This window comes from Dehalococcoidales bacterium (genome assembly GCA_041652735.1).
GTDB lineage: Bacteria > Chloroflexota > Dehalococcoidia > Dehalococcoidales > RBG-16-60-22 > RBG-13-51-18.
On the sequence record JBAZGT010000010.1, the window covers coordinates 1 to 18,891 of the forward strand.

Here is an 18,891-nt window from a genome sequence, read left to right on the forward strand (position 1 = left end):
GAAAAGCCAAGAAAGTAGCCCTCGTCGCCTGCATGAGGCGGCTGCTCACTATCATGAACTCAATTTTAAAACATCAAAGAGCTTGGCAATATGTATAAATTAACACAGTTGCTCTCCAAACGGGTCAGGCGTTAACGCGGAAATCAACTGTTTGGAGAGGGGGAATTTAGTAGAGAGGAGCTAGCGCCCCTCTCTGTCAGGCTACTCTCCATTTGGTTAGAGTACACTCTTGCCCAGAGTGCCTAATAGGACTATACTACCAATTAAAGCAATTATTGGTAAGGGGATTTGGTATATGTGGGATTGGAGAGCGAAATCTGCCATTGCCTCTTTTTGCATTGCGCTGGGAGGCGGTGGAGTGCTAGGTTATTTTGAACAATGCCTTACCGGGCTCATAATATCTGTTGTTTTTGTTCTTATAGGTTTCGGATTGTTAATATGGTCTTATACTGACCGTAAAAGAGACCATAAAAAGAGTTTTACATCTGAAAGTATTAAGCACGACCTAGAAAAGAAGGAGTATATTAAGTATTGTTTTCAGTTGGTCGGGCTTGTTGTGCTCGCTTTGATATTTATTATAGGAGTTCAGATATTTCTCTACAGACAAACAGTGTATATTGAACAAACAAGGCCAATTCTTGTATTAGAACCAAACATACAGGATGTTAAATACGATGATAAGTCTTACACTGCCAACATCACAATTGAGTATACACTATCAAATCTGAGGGATAACCCATCATATCAAACCCAAGTAAGATTTGCTGGCTTTCGAGATATTGACCCCAGTAACGTGCAAACGCTTAAAGACCAGTATATAACTAGTCCTATCTACGAGAGTGCAAATCGTCAGGTGACAGAAACTATCACGCTTCATGCTCATTCTGCGCCGCCCGGGGGACAAATTATTTTTATAACCTATACTAAAATCAGGTACGCCGATGCCCCAATGGGGAAAATACACTGGTATTCTGAAACTTGGTGGTCTGCGCTTACACTATATTTTGATGCTAATAGTCAACTAATAAGAGTAGCTAATGAAGAAGTTGACCCGTCACTATTCCCGGCTTATGAAGCGGAGATAAGTTTGCAATTTCCACATGAATTGGGAGACGAATAAATGAGCTTTATACGTGCGAAAGAAATACCACCACGTTCAGGGAATTGGTATGACTATGAGGTAAAAACCGTCCATGAGGGCAACAAGGTGCGGCAAAAGGTAATCCGCTACATCGGCCCTTCTGTCAGAACGTCTGCCAAAGTTTCTACTGGTCATAGCAGGGCTATTAACCCTTATCCAGTAGAACTGGATACCCCTATTGTTTATACCGCCAGAATACCCAAGGGAAAGGAAGTATAGAGGAGCCAGCGCCCCTCTCCGTCAGGCTACTCCCCATTTCAGAACACATGGCAATATCAAACGCGAATAATAGCATCCCATTTTAGTCGTCTTGACCACATAGAAAGCAACAAACAAACACGCCGTAATAAAGCCCGCGGCCAACCTGAAAATAGACGCCGGCGTTTTCCCCACCGGTTATTATGTTCACCCCGGCGGATAATATACCTTTTGTATTATTTTTCAGGCGCTGGTATAATGTGACAGCTACGGATAGAGGCTGCTAAAGCCCCGTAAAACCCCATTACCAGCGGCGGCCGGCGTACCCAGCGGCCGCGCTGAAATACAGAACAGGAGAAGTAAATGCCGGAGACTAAATGGACGAATTTGACACCGCAGCAGAAGCGGGAACAGAGGTTTAAATGGTGGCTCGACGCCGAAGGGGTGAACTTTATCGACGCCAATGCCCAGAAAGCTTACAAACAGCGGGTGCAGCGGCTGATAGACGTATATAACGTGGGCGAGCCGGACCGGGTGCCGGTATCCCTGATGATCGGGGCGCTGCCGGCCTACCTCTACGGCACCGACTACCATACCTGCATGTACGACTATGACAAGGCGGTCAAGGCCTGGGACAAGTTCAACCAGGACTTTCTGGACGCGGACTCGCTGTCCAGTCCGGGCACGGTGATTCCGGGCAGGGTCTATGACCTGCTGGACTACAAGCTGTACAAGTGGCCCGGGCACGGGCTGTCGACCAGCGCCACCGGCATCCAGTTCGTGGAGGGGGAATACATGCGGGCGGACGAATATGACGCCCTGATAGGCAACCCCTCCGATTTCTGGCAGCGGGTCTATATGCCGCGCGTCTTCGGCGCCTTCGAGTCCTGGCGGAATCTGACGCCTTTGACCAGCATCATCGAGGCCCCGGCGATGAACTTCACTCCCTATTCCATGCCGGAGGTGCAGAACTCGCTGAAAACGCTGATTAACGTGGGCAACGAGCTGCTGAAATACATGCAGGTCACCGGGGAGTTCGGGCGGCGCACACTGGAAGCCGGCTATCCGGCGGCGCGGGGCGGGTTCGCCAAAGCGCCTTTCGACGTTATCGGCGACACTTTAAGGGGCACGCAGGGCATCATCAGCGATATGTTCCGCCGGCCGGACAAGCTACTGGAAGCCATAGACGTGGTCACCCGTCTGATGATAGAGTCCGTTATCAACTCCCTCAACGCCTCCAAGGGGCTTTACGCCATGTTCCCCCTGCACAAGGGCGCGGACGGCTGGATGTCGGAAAAACAGTTCGATAAATTCTACTGGCCTTCCCTGAAAAAGGTCATCAACGCCTTCATCGACGAGGGTATCCTGGTGACGCTCTTCGCCGAGGGCAGCTACGAGACGCGACTGCAAAGCGTTAACGAGTTCCCCAAGGGCGCGGTTACCTGGCTGTTCGACCGCACGGACATGGCCAAAGCCAAGACGGTGCTGGGGGACCGGTGCTGCATCGCCGGGAACGTGCCCACCTCCCTGATGGCCACGGGCACGCCCAAGGCGGTCAAGGAGTACTGCCGCAAGCTCATCGAAACCTGCGGTAAGGGGGGAGGCTATATCCTGTCCGGGGGCGCCCAGGTGGATAACGGCAAGCCGGAAAACGTCCGCGCCATGCTGGAAGCCGCCCGGGAGTACGGCGTCTACAAAAAATAACGGGAGCCTTACCTTCAGATAATTTCAAAACGGGCGGTGACCGATGACGGAAGAATACGGCAATATCAAAACGCTGATAGACGTGATGAATGAGAACGGCGTGGACTTCGTGTTCTTCAACCCGGGCATCGATAATGTGCCGGTGCTGGAAACGCTGGCCGCCTGCCAGGCCCAGGGCAAAAAAGCGCCCCGGGGCATCCTCTGCCTGGATGAGTTCGTCGCCATGACCGCCGCGCACGGCAGCTACATGGCCACCGGCAAGCCGCAGGCGGTATCGGTGCACTCGGAGCTGGGCATCCTGCAAATCGGCGGGGCGCTGCATAACGCCCAGTGGGGCAAGGTGCCGCTGGTTTTTTTCACCGAAAGCCTGGGCCCGCCCGAACGCACCAACTGGCGCGGCGAGCCTTTCGACCAGGGCATGATGGTGCGCAACTTCGTGAAATGGGACCATTACCTGGGGGCGGATGAAGACCCCGGGGAGGTCTTCCGGGAGGCTTTCCGGATAGCCGCCGCCGAGCCCTGCGGCCCGGTGTACCTTTCCCTGCCGCGGGAAACGCTGTGGAGCAAAAGCGCCGCTACCGCGGGCAAAAAGGTGAAATACGCCACGGGAGCGCCGCCACAAGCCGATGCCGCCACATTAAACAAAATCGCGGCCCTGCTGGTCAAAGCGGAAAACCCGCTGATAGTAGCCGGCTATACGGGCCGCCATACCGAGTCCGTGGCCTGCCTGGTAGAGCTGGCGGAAACGCTGGCGGCGCGGGTGATGACGGCGGACACCAGGGTGAATTTCCCCAATACCCACCCCCTGGCGGCCTATCAGCCCGCCGAGGGCTTCGGGACTCCCGTGCTGGCTACCGCCGACGTTATCCTGGCTATCGACTATGACATGCATTACGCCGCGCCGCCGGTATCCCCGGCCCCGGCCGCGAAAATAATACACCTGGATATAGATACCGCCAAAAAGGGCTTGCCGCTCTGGGGCAGGAAACCGGATATCCTGCTTAAAGCGGACTCCCGGCAGGCGATACCGGCGCTGACAGCCGCCGTCAAAGAACAGCTTACCGCGGCCCGGCGCGCCCAGCTGCAAAAACGCTACCGGACACTGGCGGCGGAGCACCGGAAACTGGATGGCGACTGGCAGTCCCTGGCGCAAAGCCACGCGGCACGCACGCCCGTTTCCGCCCACTGGCTGAGCCGCTGCATCGATGAAGTACTCGACGAAGACACGATAATCGTGAACCAGACCATTTCCCCGGCCAACATCGTGGCGCATCTGGTCCACCGGAGCCGGCCGGGCACGCTGCTCTCCTGCGCGGGGGGCTGTATCGGCTGGGCGCCGGGGGCGGCGCTGGGGGTAAAGCTGGCGGCGCCGGAGAAAACGGTCATCAGCCTGATGGGCGACGGCGCTTTCATCTACGGCTGCCCGGAGGCAACTCTATGGTCGGCCAGTCTCTACCAGGCCCCGTTTTTAGCCGTCATCTATGACAACCGCGGCTACGGCGCCATCAAGGGGCTTTTCCGGGAGAAGTACGACGTTACCAACATGGGGGCGGACATCGCCAGGCCGCCGGACTATACCCTGATTGCCCGCGCCAATAACGCTTACGGGCGCATGGTGGATGACCCCGCCGACCTCCCTAAAGCGTTAAAGGACTGCCTGGCGACGGTGCGCGGCGGACAGGCCGCCGTGCTGGATGTGCGCATCGACCCGGTTTAGAAAACGTTTAAAGCGGCCGGGTGGACAGAAAATCGAATTTTTCCCAGGCTTTAAGCTCGCCCGCCAGCACATTCTTTTCCAGTCGGGTCTCCGTATCCAATATCATGGTCACGCGGTCATTGCCGTAAACCGGCCAGTTACCGATGCTCCGGCAGGACGGGTCGCCGGTACGGGCGAAAGCGGCGCAGGAGTCCTGTATCTTTATGGCCAGGCTCTCCTGCTCCGGCCCGTCGCCGGTAAACTCCTTATCCAGCGCCCCGAAGAGGAAAGGGTTATCCAGGCCGTGCATGGCGCCCAACATGCCGCCCATAGCCGGTGATTTATATGTAAACAGGTAATGATAGGCCGGGGCGCCGCTATCGCGCCGGGCTGCCACCAGCCGTAGGGCGGGCATTTTAAAGGTAAGGTCGGTATTGATGTTGGCCAGTATCTCGGCCGGGGCGCCGCTGCCGCCGTGGGCCAGGGAAATAGCGCGGTAGTCCCGCACCAGGCCGGGCACCAGCTCATGAGGCAGCATGGTATCAAGGCGCTGACACAGGGCGTCATCGGTCAGCTTAGCGATGCCGGGGGTCATGGCCGTCGAGATTTTCAGCTCGTCGGCGGTGTTGCCCACGATGACGGGCATATTTTCAGCCAGGCCTTTCCGGACCGCGCTCAGCGGCCAGTCCGGAATGATTGCCCCGTCCTTAACCGGCTGGAAGGGCGTGAGCCGGAACTCGGTCTGCTGCAATTTCAGTCCCAGCGCCTGCTGGGCGTCCAGTAATTGCTGGGTGGTCAGTTTCCGTAAAGAATCTGTGTCTTTACCTTTGATATTCAATATCTCCAAAAATTGCCCGGTAATGCTTACCGCTTCCTCCAGCGGCCCGATGATATTGGCGGCGCCGCTGCGGTGGATGGCTTTATGGAACTTGCCGCGGGCCGCCGGCATGCCCAACAGATTGCCGATACTCATGCCGCCGGCGGAAAAGCCGAAGGCGGTGACGTTAGCCGGGTCGCCGCCGAAGGCGGAGATATTTTCCCGTACCCACTCCAGGGCCGCCACCTGGTCGAGCAGTCCTTCATTACCGGTGGCCGGTATTTGGCCGCCGGTGATTTCCTTAAGGTTCATAAACCCGAAAACGCCCATACGGTAGTTGAGGCTGACCAGGACGATATCCCCGCGCCGGGCCAGGCTGCCGCCTACCAAGAAAGCCTCGGTGCCGGAGCCGATGATAAAAGCGCCGCCGTGTATCCAGAACATGACCGGGCGTTTGGCGTCGTCCAGGCCCGGCGTCCAGACATTCAGGAACAGGCAGTCCTCATCCTGCGCTTCATCCGCGGGGGGCATGCCGGGGAGGGGCACCGGCATGGGGTTCTGGGGGGCGATAGCGCCGTATTTCTGGGCGGGGCGCAGGCCGTCCCAGGGCTTGACGGGCCGGGGCGGCAGCCAGCGCAAGTCACCCACGGGCGGGGCGGCATAAGGGATGCCCTTGAACGTGTAAATACCACCGGCAAAAGCGCCTTCCAGTTTACCGTTTTTGGTAGTGACCACGGCCTGCCTGCTGCTGCTCACGGAAGTCTCCTTAAATATAGTTTACTTATTATACCATTGGTGTTTATTAATGCAAATTCCGCCTTCCGGGAAAAAGAGAAAAGGGCACCGGCGGCGCCCCCCTCACTTTTTTACGGTCGCGTAATATGCTAATATCAAGTGTACGCCTATGGCTATACAAATCGAACTACTCCAGTCCATGAGATACTTTACCGGTATCGACGCGGCGCAGATCGAGCCGGTACAGCGCCTTTTCCGGGAAGTCCGCCACGACAAAGGCGCCCATTTCCTGGCGGAAGGCGACTTTACGGACTCGCTGTACTTTATCGTTTCCGGTCTGGTGAAGGTGTACAAGACCTCCCCCGGCGGGAAAGAGCAGGTGCTGCACGTCGCGCCCCCCGGCGATTCGCTCAATGACGTCTCGCTGTACGACGGCGGGCCCAACGCGGCCGGAATGGTGGCGCTGACCCCGGTAGTCCTCTATTCCATCGAAAAGAAGGACATCATCAAGGTATTGCAGGACAACCCCCGGGTGATGATGAACGTCATCCGCGCCCTGGCCGAGCGTATCCGGCGCGATTCCAACCTGCTGGAAGACCTGTCCTCCTCCCAGGTGCTGGCCAGGCTGGCCAAGCTTTTCCTGGGCCGCTACGGCGGCGAAGAGTACACCACCGGCCTGAACCTGACACAGAAAGACATGGCCAGCCTGGTGGGCAGCTCGCGGGAGATGGTGAACCGCTCGCTCAAGGTTATCGAGGGGATGGGCGGCATCCGGCTGTCCCGCCGCACCGTCATCATCCTGGACAAAGAGGTGCTCCACCGCATCGCCGAGGGCATGTCCGATAACGCTTAGCCCCACCCCCTACCTTTAGTTTTCCACACCGCCATCTCTTAAATCCATTTTCCCGCCGCCGTTGCACAATGTTAAATAGTTCACATTGTGACATAGTTCACTGACATATTGTGCGTTTCAATATATACTATAAATAGTTCTTGCATGATACACCTTTTCTATGCTATTATACAAAAGTATTGCGTAGTCATTATGGATTTATCTTACGCATTACGTAACAGGTACTAAAGAGAGGAAATAGTGCGATGAGATGGGGAATGGCCGTAGATTTATCCCGGTGCGTGCGCTGCTACGCCTGCGTGGCCGCCTGCCGCATCGAGCACTATCTCCCGATGGGCATGTGGTGGCCCCGCCTGGTCTTCCTGGATACCGGCGGCTCCCACCCGGAAGTGTCAACCTATTCCGTGCGGTGCAACCAGTGTAAAGACGCCCCCTGCGTGGCGGTATGCCCTACCGGCGCCACCACGCGGCGCGCGGACGGCATCGTCATGGTGGACCAGAACAAGTGCGTGGGCTGCCGCTACTGCGTGGTGGCCTGCCCTTACCAGAACCGCACCTTCCTTTCCAAGGATAAAGACCGGGGCTTTTTCCCCGGCAAGATACAGACGCCTTTCGAAAAAGCGGGCAAGAAGCTTTATACCCACCAGATAGGCACCACGGAAAAATGCAATTTCTGCGTAGAGCGCATCGACGCCGGTATGGCCAAAGGGCTCCAGCCGGGCCAAGACCGGGAGGCCACGCCCGCCTGCGTCAACACCTGCCCCGCCCGCGCCCTGACCTTCGGGGATTTGGACGACCCCGAGAGCGAAATATCGCGGCTGATAGAGGCCAGAAAAGGCTTCCAGCTGCACCCCGAATATGACACCGACCCCTCGGTATTCTTCCTGGACGGCAAAATAGGACAGGTATCCGATGCAACGGAAGCCGACGGCGCAAAGGAAGGGGTCACGATTGGAGCGGCATAGTACCATGCAGGCACACGAGTGGATGATAAATTACACCCGCCAGACGGAATGGATAGAACGCCGCGGCATCTTTTTATGGATAGCCTTTTATGCCGGCGGGCTGGGCGGGGGTCTATACCTGGTATCGCTGTTTTTTAACAGCCTGTGGGGCATGCTCATCAGCTGGCTGATAATCGCCGTGCTCAAGGGCGGCACCCACCTTATTTTCCTGGGCAAGCCGCTGCGCTTCTGGCGGATTATGGCCCACCCGCAAACATCCTGGCTGGCGCGGGGTTTCCTGTTCGTGGTGGGGTTCGTGGGGCTGGGGGCCATACAGCTTTTGATTTCCTGGCAGTGGCCGGGCGGGGCGGCGGAAATAGTCTTTAAAGCACTGACCGGCGTCATGGCCTTCGCCGTGGCTATTTACACCGGCTTCGTCCTGAAATCGGTCAAGGGGGTGCCTTTCTGGAACACCTGGCTTTTGCCCATTTTGTTCATCATGTGCGGCGTGCTGGGCGGCTTCGGACTGGCGGTGATTATCGCGCTGAACGGCGGCGGCATCGTGCTTTCCCAGGCGGAAACGGGCAGCCGCTGGCTGCTGGCGGCCAACATCCTCTTAATCATTATCTACCTGTGGCGGGCCTCCGCCCGGGAGGCGGTCGGCAAGCAGTCGGTGCTGGAGCAAATCCACGGCCACAGCGCCCCCATGTTCTGGGTCGGGGTGGTGCTGCTGGGCATCGTGATACCGCTGGCCGTTACCATCGCCGGGCTGGCGGCGGGCGAGGTGAACTCCGCCATCCTGATTACCGGGGTGGTGTGCGAGATATGCGGCGGCCTGGCGCTACGGTACGTGGTCCTCAAAGCCGGCGCGTATAGACCGCTGGTCGCCAGAGCGCGTTAGCGGCCGGCGCAGCCGTTTACCCTCTTTACTACGCAACTCTGCAAAAGTCTGGGATATTTTTTCAGAAAGACAGCGGTTATGAGTGAAACGAAAATAATTAAAACTACCTGCAAAAGCTGCCACGGCGGCTGCGGCGTGCTGGCCACCGTCCAGGACGGGGTCATCATCCACATCGAGGGGAACCCGGATACTCCCACCAAAGGCACGATGTGCTCCAAGGGGCTTTCCAGCATCCAGCACATCAACCACCCGGACCGCCTCCTTTACCCCCTGAAAAGGGCGGGGAAAAAGGGGGAGGGCAAGTGGCAGCGCATTACCTGGGACGAGGCGCTGGACACCATCGAAGCCAAAATGAAGGAGTCCATCGCCAAATACGGGCCGCAGTCCATCGCGGTGTCACAGGGGACGGGGCGCGGCTATAACGAGTACACCCACCGCTTCGCGCGCTCCATCGGCACGGCCAACATCATCACCCCCGGCTACATCTGCCACAGCCCCCGGCTGGGCCTATACGGGCTGGTGACCGGCTACGGGCGGCTTTACTGCGATTATCACGGCTGGGGCGGCGAGTTCCCCAAGACCCAGATTGCCTGGGCCAAGCAGCTGGAAATCTCCAGCGCCGACGGCGAGATGGCGGTTTGGTTCCTCAACAGCCTCAAGTATGTTAAAAATCTCATCGTCATCGACCCCCGGGAAACGGCGCTTTCTTCCCGCGCCACCCTGTGGCTGCAAATACGCCCCGGCACCGACGCCGCCCTGGCGCTGGCCATGATTAACGTGATTATCAGCGAGGGGCTCTGGGACAAGGAGTTCGTGGCGAAGTGGACTTACGGCTTCGAAAATCTCAAGGAGAGAGTCCAGGAATACACCCCGGAACGCGCCGCGGAGATTTGCTGGCTTAAAGCCGACGATATACGCAAAGCGGCCCGGCTGTTCGCCAAAGACACGCCCGGCTGCATCCAGGTGGGCAGCTCGCTGGAACGCCAGGCCAACTGCGGCCAGACGCTGCGGAGCATCATCTGCCTGCTAGGGGTGACCGGCAATATAGAGAGGCCGGGCAGCATGATAGGCTGGATGCCCCCGGACACCGGCCTGCGCGAGGACTTCTTTACCGAGATACCGATTACCGACGAAATGCGCCGGGGCATCGTGGGGGCGGACGAGTTTAAAATGGGCGCCGCCCGCACCGCGCACTCGGACACGGTTATCAAGCAGCTGCTCAAGCCGGACCCCACCGTCAGGGTGTGGTTCAGCGTGGGGGGACAGCAAATCATCCACCTGGCCAACACCACGGAAGTCCTGCAGGCCATCAACAACGTGGAGTTCATGATACATGCCGACCAGTTCATGGGGCCGATGGCGGAGCAGGCGGACATCGTGCTGCCGGCGGCGCACTGGCTGGAAATCGACGATATTTTCGATATGCACCCGCGCTTTATGATAGAGGCGCACAACAAGGTGGTGGAGCCGCCCGGCGAGGCCTGGCAGGACAGCAAAATATTTAACGAAATAGGCAAGCGGGTCGCCCCGAAATACTGGTTCGAGAACGTGGAGAAAATGCTGGACTACCAGCTGCGCAAGGGCAACATGACCTGGCAAGACTTCAGCAAAAAGGTCGTCCACGCCCGGATGGGCAAAGACCAGCTTTATTACAAGTACAAGACGGAATACTGGCGCAAGGGGGGCGGCTTTCCCACCCCTACCGGCAAGATGGAGCTGTACTCCACCGTGCTGGAAAACCTGGGCTACGACCCGCTGCCCTACTTCCAGGAGCCGGGGGAAAGCCCTATCTCCACGCCGGAGCTTTATAAAGAATACCCGTGCGTGCTGACCACCGGCTACCGGCAGCCCTTCTACTTCCTCTCCCAGTACCGGAACATCCCCTGGCTGCGCAGCTTCCAGAAAGACCCGGTGATGCAGCTCCACCCGGACACCGCCGCCCTGTACGGCATCGAGGACGGGGACTGGGCGTGGATTGAAAGCCCGCGCGGCCGCATCAAACAGAAAGCTCGTCTCTTCCCGGGGATTCTGCGGGGGGTGGTAATGGCTACGGCCAACTGCTTCTACCCGGAAGACCCGGGACCTTTGCACGGGCTGCTGCGCTCCAACCCCAACGTGCTGACGAACAATAACCACTGCGACCCGATGTACGGGTCGCCGGACCTGACCGCGCTATTATGTAAAGTGTATAAGGCCGGGGACGGAAAGTAAGATTTTGAGTTGACAGTTGTCAGTTGACAGTTGACAGTTAACAGTTGACAGTTGTTAGTTGACAGTAACCTGGCGGCCCCCTCCCCCAAATGGGAGGGGGTTTTGTTTGGGGGGAAAAGGAAGGGAGGGGCAAATGCCTTACCCCTCCCTGAGATCCTTCATTGTATTTATAGCGATAAAACGCTTATTTACTTGAACACGATAACGTTGCGCAGCGCTTTGCCGGTCACCACCTGGTTGATCGCCTCGTTGATGTCTTCCAGCGGGAAACGGCCGGAAATAAGCTCGTCCAGCTTGAGCTTGCCCGCCTTGTAAAGCGCTATCATCTTGGGCACCTCGATGTGCAGCTGCCCGCTGCCCATGAAAGCGCCGGTGACGATTTTCTCATAGCGGGTGATGAAGAAAGGCGATATGGTGATGGTGTCCGATATTTTAGGCATGCCCACGATAACCGTCATGCCGGTGAACGCGGACATGTCGATGCCCTGGACGATAGCCGCCGTGTTGCCCACCGTCACGAAAACGTAGTCCGCCCCTTCTCCCCCCGTCATCGCCTGGACTTCTTTAACCGCGTCCGTTTTCGTGGAGTTTACCGTGTGCGTGGCGCCGAACTTCCTGGCCGCCTCCAGCTTGCTGTCAGCCACGTCCACCGCGATAATCGGGTAGGCCCCGGAGATGGCCGCCGCCTGTACGGAGTTAAGCCCCACCCCACCCGCGCCGATGATGACGCAGCTGCTCGCGGGAGAGACCTTAGCCCGGTTGACCACGGCCCCGTAGCCGGTGATCACCCCGCAGGCCAGCAGGCAGGCCCGGTCCATCGGCATATCGGCGGGGATCTTGACCAGCTGGGTCTGGTCCACGATGGTATATTCCGCGAAGCTGGCGGTCTTGAGCAGCATGTTGACGTCCTGTCCCTTTTTGTTGTGCATCCGGGTCTCTTTATCCAGCGTGAAAACGGTAGTGCACTGGTTGGAACGCCCGCTCAGGCAGTACTTGCACTTGTTACAGGATATCAGCAGCGACAGCACTACCGGGTCGCCTTTTTTCAGGCCGGTAACGCCGGGACCGACCTCTTCCACCCAGCCCGCCGATTCATGCCCCCCCACAAAAGGCGGCTGTCCCGGCAACTCTCCTTTGAAAAAATGGATATCGCTGTGACAGACGGCGGTGGCCGCTATCTTCACTTTTACCTCGCCTTCCTTGGGCGGGTCCAGCGTAATGTCCTCGACCACCAGGGGCTTGTTGAACTCATAGCAAACTGCAGCTTTCAAGGTGTCCTCCTATATCACTTTATTACCGGTTAATTAGCCATACACAGTGTATTTCCCCGGCGGGATAATGTCAAATACGCCCCTGCAATTTTGTTGACAACTACTCATACCAAATTCTATCATTAACACATCGTTACGGATATAATTTACCCGCTATATTGAAAGGAGAAAACATCATGTCTAAAGCCAGAATCGTCAACCTGGTCGTAACCGAATGCGACCCCGCCCGGGAGGCCGAGTTTAACAAGTGGTATAACGAGGTGCATGTCCCCATGCTCCTGAAATTCAAGGGCATAAAAAAGGTGACCCGCTATAAGATGATTGAGGAAAAAAGCCAGAAACCCCAGTACCTGGCGGTTTACGAATACGATACCCAAAAAGACCTGGACTCCCTGCCCCAGAGCCCGGAGTTCAAAGCCGCTATAGCGGAAATGCAGGGGACCTGGCAGGGCAAGGGCTTCGAGATAATGACAACTGCCAGCTACGAGCCGTTGAAAACCTGGGAATAGCAACTCCAGATTCGCGGGGGGCTTTCAGGAACGGTACCGTGCCGCGGTCCGGGGGTATATCAGGATAAAGCTGCCTGATGCATAAATAGCTGGCGGGGGAAAGAGTGTCATGGTAACCGGCTGGCGGAGCTCTTCAGCTACTTTTAAAAAGTGCACGGCGGAGAAGCTGACCTTTGTTTCTCTGGGCGTACTGGACTTTGTCCTGACGCTGCTGGCGGTATACCTGGGGTTTGACGAGATTAATCCCCTTGTCAGGGCGCTGCTTCAAATCCCGTTTTTGCTGGTTTTCGTCAAGGTAATCGTCCCGGTGGGGCTTGCCTGGCTGGCGCCGGGCAAGCTGCTGATACCTTCCATTGTTTTATTGGCGCTGATCGTTATCTGGAACGTGAAAGAGCTGATAGTCTTCCTGGTATAGGCCCCTATCTCACCGCCGCGGCCCGCGCATTCGTTTCTTCTTTCTGATAGAGCGTGCCCATGGTTTCCAGGTAAAGCCGGGCGGCGCTGACTCTCAAATGCTTGGTATTGTAGCCCGGGTCCGCCTTGAGCTTGCTGTACATGCTGTTGAGGTGGTGCTCCACGGTCTTAATATCGATAAATAGGGTATCCGCGATGGCGGAATTAGTGTAGCCCTGGGACAGCAGGCTGAGGATTTCCAGCTCGCGGGTGGTGAGCTGTTTCAGGAAAGGGCTTTCCGGTTTCCCGGCGAACATGAAGGTGGCCAGCGGCGGGTCCAGGATTACCTGTCCCTGGCTGACGGCCATGACCGTCCGGCATAGCTGGTCCACTTTATCCAGGGACTGCTTCAGGAAAAGCGCCATGCCGCTCTCCCCGCTAAGCGCCAGGCGGCGCAGCAGTTCGATGTCCTGCGAGCTGTAAAATACGATAAGTATAACGATGCCCATCCGCGGGTAGGAGTTCCTGATTTTCTCCAGCTCGTCGATGATGTTCTTGTCCAGTTTCTTTACGCTGAGCAGCATGACGTCCGGCATAAGCTCCGCCACCGCCCGCATCATCACCCCTTTTTCCCCGCCGCCGGAAACGCGCAGTATTTCTATATTGGCGTGCCGTGGAAGAACGCAGCTGTAGAGTTCCCGGTATATCTCCTGCTCCTCGACCACATACAAACTTACGCTATCCGTCTTTGACTGCATCATTTTTTAACCCCTCTTTAATATCCCCTATTTTCCCGCCCCTCTCCCACCTTTTTCTAACAACCTTTACGATTTTATGCCAGCGGTATTAAGAGAAGGATAAAGTTCATAAATAAACCATAAATATATCATAAATTTTTCATGCGATTGATGGGTTTTTACGTATTTCATAGCTCTTTCCGGCGTAAGCGTATAGATTTTGCCACCTCATCCCCTTATTGACAATACAGGTTGCCCCTTAATTTATTATGGTAAATTCCCTATTTTAGCTCTGGATGGTTTTCTCAGGCTAATTAGGAAAAAGAACAGGCCAAAGTTAGGGATGGTCTGGTGTTCATAAACGGAGACTGGGGGTAAATTGGATGTATCCATTCGACCTCGCAGGAGGATACGGGATGCAAACACGGTTGGGGAACAACCTGAAGAGCCAGCAAGGCATTACCGGCATCGAGACCGCCAAAGCTCCCGCCGCGCCGGCGGAGGCTAAAGACGCCAAAATGGACTTGAGCAGCGATTCCCTCAGCAGCCTCTTCGCCCAGGACGAGGAAGAGGAATATCCCCTGGCCGGGCTGATGCAGTCGCTGCCGGACATATCCGCGGGGGAGTTGCTGGATGACATTAAGGAAATAAAAAACATCATGCAGTAATTCCAGAAAAAATAAACCGGAGATAACGCCTATTCCAGAGAAAAGCTGATATGGGAGTAAGGGTGAACACCAATATTATTAGAGGGTTATCATGGTTGTCCGCCATAGTTGGTCGGTAGTAGCCTGAAAATGCGGGGCAAAACGGATGAATTGCCCCTACTGCTTTTTGCTGTGGAATGCCGCAGCAGGTAAAGCAGCCGACCCGGAAGGCCGGGGGAGGGCCGCAAATGAGTTGCCAACATAATAAACAAGGACTGTGGGCGAACAAGCACCTGCGGTATATCATCGCCATCATGGCGTTGTGCGCGTTCGTCTACTATTTACCGGCTATCGCCGGGCGGCTCGGCTGGACCGGTTTTTCCGACGGCATGAACAATCTCCATAATCTGTGGGGAATTGATTTCCTCGGCCTGGTGTTCTTCGCGCCGGTGGTCTACGCGGCTTATAGCCTCGGCGTTATCCCGGCCATAATGACGGCGCTCGTCGCCATGATCGTACTGCTGCCCTACGCCATATTAATAGATACCTACCCCAACGCCATGTTCAAGCCCACCGCCTTCGTTATTATTCTGAGCGCGGTAGGCTCGGTGGTGGCCATGCTGCAAAACAGCGAGCAGCAGCACCACCAGCGGGACAGGGAAATGAAATGCCTTTATGACATCGGCAAAGCCTCCGGGGACAGCAACTCCATCAACGAGTTCCTGGGCAAAGCGGTGACACTGATTCCCCAGGCACTCCAGTACCCGGAGGAAACCACGGTAAGGATTACCTTCCGCGACCAGGTATTTAACAGCCCCGATTTCCAGAAATCCGACAGCCGGGTGGCGGAAAACCTGGTCAGGAACGGGGAGACTATCGGCCTGCTGGAAATATACTCCAGCCGGGATAATCCCTATTTAATAAAGAAAGAACACCTCACCCGGACCATTTCGGAAAGAATCAGCGCCGCTATCCGCCAGCTGGAGCTGGAGGAATCCCAGCGCAACTATTACCAGCAGCTGGAAAAAGAGGTGGATATCCGCACCAAAGACCTGGAGCAGGTACAGGAAAAGCTTATCCGCTCCGAGCGGCTGGCGGCCGTGGGGGAGCTGGCCTCCGGGGTGGGGCATGAGCTGCGCAACCCGCTGAACGTTATCCGTAACTGCGCCTATCTGCTTAACCTGACGCTCACGGAAAAGAGCGATGAGGAGGCGGCCAACACGCTTAAAGTACTGGATAAACAGATAGACGTGGCCAATAAAATAGTGACCGACCTGCTGGACTTCACCCGCATCAGGCCGCCGGCCCAGGTAAAAGTGGACCTGACCAGCCTGGTAAAAGAAAGCCTGTCATTGGCGGCGCCGCCGGAGCAAATAGGCATCCACGTGAATCTGAACGGGCACACTCCCCCGGTAAGAACCGACCCGGAGCAGATGAACCGGGTATTTTCCAATATTATCACCAACGCCTTGCAGGCAATGAACGGGAAAGGAGGAGAACTTGATATCGATGCCGCCGCGGATGACAGTTTCGTCTCAATCTCTTTCAAAGACACCGGCTGCGGCATACCTGAAGAAAATATCAATAAAATATTCGAACCGCTGTTCACCACCAAGCCCAAGGGCATCGGCCTGGGACTGGCCATCTCCAGAAGGCTGGTGGAACAAAACGGCGGCAAAATGGAAGTGGTCAGCCAGATAGGACAAGGCACCACCTTTACCGTAACACTACCTATCGAAAAAAGGAGATAAACCGCTAATGAATAACAAACCTACAATTCTTGTGGTTGATGATAATCAGGACCTTCTAGAAACATTTGCCATGATTCTGAAGCGGCGTGGTTATTCCGTCCAGACGGCGGACAACGGTGCGTCTGCCGTGGATAAATTCAAGGAACAGAGGTTTGACGTTACCCTGATGGACATCGTCATGCCGGAAATGAACGGCGTGGACGCTTTCAAGAAAATCAAGGAAATGCAGCCGGGAGCATCCATAATCTTAATGACGGCCTATTCCGATGAAGAGCTGCTGCAGACCGCCCGGGACGAGGGCGCCCATCAGATAATCCACAAGCCCATAAGGATAGATAAACTCCTGGAGCTGATTAACGAGACTGCCGAAGGCCAGCCCATCCTCGTCGTCGATGATGACGCGGATATCTGCGATACCCTGACCAATATACTGGAACACCAGGGATATGATGTGGTCACCGCCGGCAGCGGCGAAGAAGCAGTCTCGTTAACCCGCAACCGGAACTGCCAGATGGCTTTCATAGACGTCAAACTGCCTGATATTGACGGACTGGAAACCCTTTTAAGATTGAAAGAGATAAACCCGGAACTGCTGGCTATCATGATGACCGGATTCCGTAACGAGGTTAAGGACGCCCTGGAAAAAGCCCAGGAGGCTTCAGCCATCACCTGCCTCTATAAACCCTTCGACCCCGCCAAAGCCGCCGAGCTGGTCAAGCAAATAGGTAAAAAACCAAGCCGTCTCAGGAGTTTCCATGAGAGTTAATGACCGCATACTCGTCGTCGATGATGACCATGATTTCCTGGGCGTCATCCGCCAGATACTGGAAAAGAAGGGCTACGAAGTACGGACCGTCCCTTCCGCCGCCGAGGCATTAGCGCTGCTGGCTGAGTGCTTTTATAACGCCGCTATCCTCGACATCAGCCTGCCGGATGCCGACGGCACGGAACTGCTCTCTAAAATCATGGAGCTTCACCCGGACATCATCGCCATTATGCTTACCGGCCATTCCTCGGTGAAAAACGCCGTGCAGTCCCTGAACCGCGGCGCTTTCGCCTACCTGGAAAAGCCGGTTGACCCGGAAAGCCTGCTTTCCGTCCTCCACCGCGGGCTGGAAAAACAGCACCTGGTGCTGGAAAACCGGGAGCTGATAGAGGAACTGGAACGGCGCAACCGCATCGCCAATACCCTGCTCAGCGTTTCCCAGGCGGTGGCGCAGTCGCTCGACCTTCAGAAACTTATAGACTCCGCGCTGGAAAGAATCGCCCAGTGCACCGGGCTGGAGGCGAGTTTCGTTTACCTCTGCGACAAAGATAAACTAAAGCTGTCCGGACATCACGGATTATCCTTGAGGACCATCATCGATATCCCCAAAGAGTACCCCAACGCCGTGGGGACCATCGGCAATATTGTGAAACAGGCCAAACCGGTGGTGGTGGAAGACCTGACCAAGAATAACGACCCGGAGCTAGGCTTTATCAGCAGCATCGGCTACCGCTGTTTCGCCGGGGTGCCGCTGTTGATTTTCGGTGAAAGCATCGGCGTGCTGGGGGTAGCCACGGATTTCAACAACTGTTTCAGTCCCACCAACGTGGAACTGCTCCAGGGGGTGGGACGGGAGATTGCCATCGCGGTCAGGAACGCCCAGCTTTATGAAGACGCGTCCAGCGCCAGGGCGCTCCGGGAGCTTGACGTCATGCGTACCGATTTCCTGGCTAACGTCTCCCACGAGCTGCGCACCCCGCTGGCGGTAATCAAAGGCTCAGCCAACAGCCTCTTGCAGCCGGATGTTATTTTTGACGAAGAGACGCGGCGGGACTTCCTGGTATCCATCGATAAAGACGCGGACACGCTGACCCGCCTGGTGGACGACCTGCTCATGATATCCCGCCTGGAAGCGGACGCCCTGGAGGTCAGGAAAAAGCCCGGCAACCTCGCTAACGTAATCGAGTCCATTAAAGACCGGCTGGACAACATTACCCTCCGGCACCGCCTGCATATCGACGTCAAGGAAGATTTACCGGCCGTGGAAATAGACGATGTGCGTATCGGCGAGGTACTTACCAACCTGGTGGAGAACGCGGTCAAGTTCTCCGAGGACAACTCCAATATCTATATCCAGGCGCGGAACGGGGGCCAGGAGGTTAACGTTAGCGTTACCGATGAAGGCGCCGGCATCCCCCCGGAGCTGCACCAGAAAATATTTGAACGGTTTTTCCAGGGAGACGGCCGCAAGGCCGGGCGCCGCAAGGGCGCCGGTCTGGGACTGGCCATCTGCCAGGGCATTATAAAAGCGCATGGAGGCAGAATCTGGGTGGACAGCCAGCCGGGCAAAGGCGCCAGGTTTACTTTCAGCCTGCCATTGAACTAAGGGGGACACGA

Annotated in this window: 16 protein-coding genes; 13 read left to right on the top strand and 3 right to left on the bottom strand. The window is 56.4% G+C overall.

All coding sequences use genetic code 11. The features are described from left to right. The first annotated feature begins 295 nt into the window (after window positions 1-295). The 3 genes from WC370_05100 (at window position 296) to WC370_05110 (ending at window position 4,760) form a co-directional block, all read left to right on the top strand. Window positions 296-1,120 carry a hypothetical protein gene (locus WC370_05100; protein MFA5308850.1) on the top strand — a complete coding sequence of 275 codons (825 nt, stop codon included), beginning with the start codon at window positions 296-298 and terminating at the stop codon, window positions 1,118-1,120. Between the two features lie 582 nt (window positions 1,121-1,702). Continuing rightward, window positions 1,703-3,043, top strand: coding sequence for a uroporphyrinogen decarboxylase family protein (locus tag WC370_05105; GenBank protein ID MFA5308851.1), 1,341 nt, complete (start codon window positions 1,703-1,705; stop codon window positions 3,041-3,043). 43 nt (window positions 3,044-3,086) lie between these two features. Continuing rightward, window positions 3,087-4,760, top strand: a complete 1,674-nt coding sequence (locus tag WC370_05110; protein MFA5308852.1) for a thiamine pyrophosphate-dependent enzyme — start codon at window positions 3,087-3,089, stop codon at window positions 4,758-4,760. 7 nt (window positions 4,761-4,767) lie between these two features. Here the strand turns inward: WC370_05110 and WC370_05115 are convergent, their stop codons facing one another. Beyond that, entirely contained in the window at window positions 4,768-6,312 is a 1,545-nt protein-coding gene (locus WC370_05115; protein ID MFA5308853.1) for a carboxylesterase/lipase family protein, read from the bottom strand. 148 nt (window positions 6,313-6,460) lie between these two features. On the opposite strand from WC370_05115, the gene WC370_05120 reads away from it, so the two are divergent. The 4 genes from WC370_05120 to WC370_05135 all read left to right on the top strand — a co-directional run bounded on the left by WC370_05120 (window position 6,461) and on the right by WC370_05135 (window position 11,200). Next, on the top strand, window positions 6,461-7,144 hold the full coding sequence (locus tag WC370_05120) for a Crp/Fnr family transcriptional regulator (GenBank protein MFA5308854.1): 684 nt from the start codon (window positions 6,461-6,463) through the stop codon (window positions 7,142-7,144). 257 nt (window positions 7,145-7,401) lie between these two features. Further along, entirely contained in the window at window positions 7,402-8,109 is a 708-nt protein-coding gene (locus tag WC370_05125; protein ID MFA5308855.1) for a 4Fe-4S dicluster domain-containing protein, read from the top strand. Between the two features lie 4 nt (window positions 8,110-8,113). Beyond that, window positions 8,114-8,989, top strand: coding sequence for an NrfD/PsrC family molybdoenzyme membrane anchor subunit (gene nrfD, locus WC370_05130; protein ID MFA5308856.1), 876 nt, complete (start codon window positions 8,114-8,116; stop codon window positions 8,987-8,989). A 78-nt stretch (window positions 8,990-9,067) separates the two neighbouring features. Further along, window positions 9,068-11,200, top strand: a complete 2,133-nt coding sequence (locus tag WC370_05135; protein ID MFA5308857.1) for a molybdopterin-dependent oxidoreductase — start codon at window positions 9,068-9,070, stop codon at window positions 11,198-11,200. A gap of 188 nt (window positions 11,201-11,388) precedes the next feature. Here WC370_05135 and WC370_05140 read toward each other — a convergent pair whose 3' ends face one another. After that, window positions 11,389-12,471 (bottom strand): Zn-dependent alcohol dehydrogenase, encoded by a 1,083-nt coding sequence (locus tag WC370_05140; protein ID MFA5308858.1) that lies wholly within the window; start codon window positions 12,469-12,471, stop codon window positions 11,389-11,391. A 176-nt stretch (window positions 12,472-12,647) separates the two neighbouring features. On the opposite strand from WC370_05140, the gene WC370_05145 reads away from it, so the two are divergent. Together WC370_05145 and WC370_05150 are read left to right on the top strand one after the other, a co-directional pair. Next, window positions 12,648-12,980, top strand: a complete 333-nt coding sequence (locus WC370_05145) for an EthD family reductase (protein MFA5308859.1) — start codon at window positions 12,648-12,650, stop codon at window positions 12,978-12,980. Window positions 12,981-13,089: 109 nt separating this feature from the next. Continuing rightward, window positions 13,090-13,395 (top strand): DUF5658 family protein, encoded by a 306-nt coding sequence (locus WC370_05150; GenBank protein MFA5308860.1) that lies wholly within the window; start codon window positions 13,090-13,092, stop codon window positions 13,393-13,395. A 4-nt stretch (window positions 13,396-13,399) separates the two neighbouring features. Here the strand turns inward: WC370_05150 and WC370_05155 are convergent, their stop codons facing one another. Next, complete coding sequence (locus WC370_05155; GenBank protein MFA5308861.1) at window positions 13,400-14,134, bottom strand: response regulator transcription factor; 735 nt, start codon at window positions 14,132-14,134, stop codon at window positions 13,400-13,402. A gap of 392 nt (window positions 14,135-14,526) precedes the next feature. On the opposite strand from WC370_05155, the gene WC370_05160 reads away from it, so the two are divergent. The 4 genes from WC370_05160 (at window position 14,527) to WC370_05175 (ending at window position 18,880) form a co-directional block, all read left to right on the top strand. Then, complete coding sequence (locus WC370_05160; GenBank protein MFA5308862.1) at window positions 14,527-14,778, top strand: hypothetical protein; 252 nt, start codon at window positions 14,527-14,529, stop codon at window positions 14,776-14,778. Between the two features lie 227 nt (window positions 14,779-15,005). Further along, window positions 15,006-16,508, top strand: a complete 1,503-nt coding sequence (locus WC370_05165) for an ATP-binding protein (protein ID MFA5308863.1) — start codon at window positions 15,006-15,008, stop codon at window positions 16,506-16,508. 7 nt (window positions 16,509-16,515) lie between these two features. Beyond that, a complete protein-coding gene (locus tag WC370_05170; GenBank protein ID MFA5308864.1) occupies window positions 16,516-17,274 on the top strand; it encodes a response regulator in 759 nt (252 codons plus the stop codon). Next, window positions 17,264-18,880, top strand: coding sequence for an ATP-binding protein (locus tag WC370_05175; protein MFA5308865.1), 1,617 nt, complete (start codon window positions 17,264-17,266; stop codon window positions 18,878-18,880). Before WC370_05170 ends, WC370_05175 begins: the two co-directional genes overlap by 11 nt. Window positions 18,881-18,891: the final 11 nt, after the last annotated feature.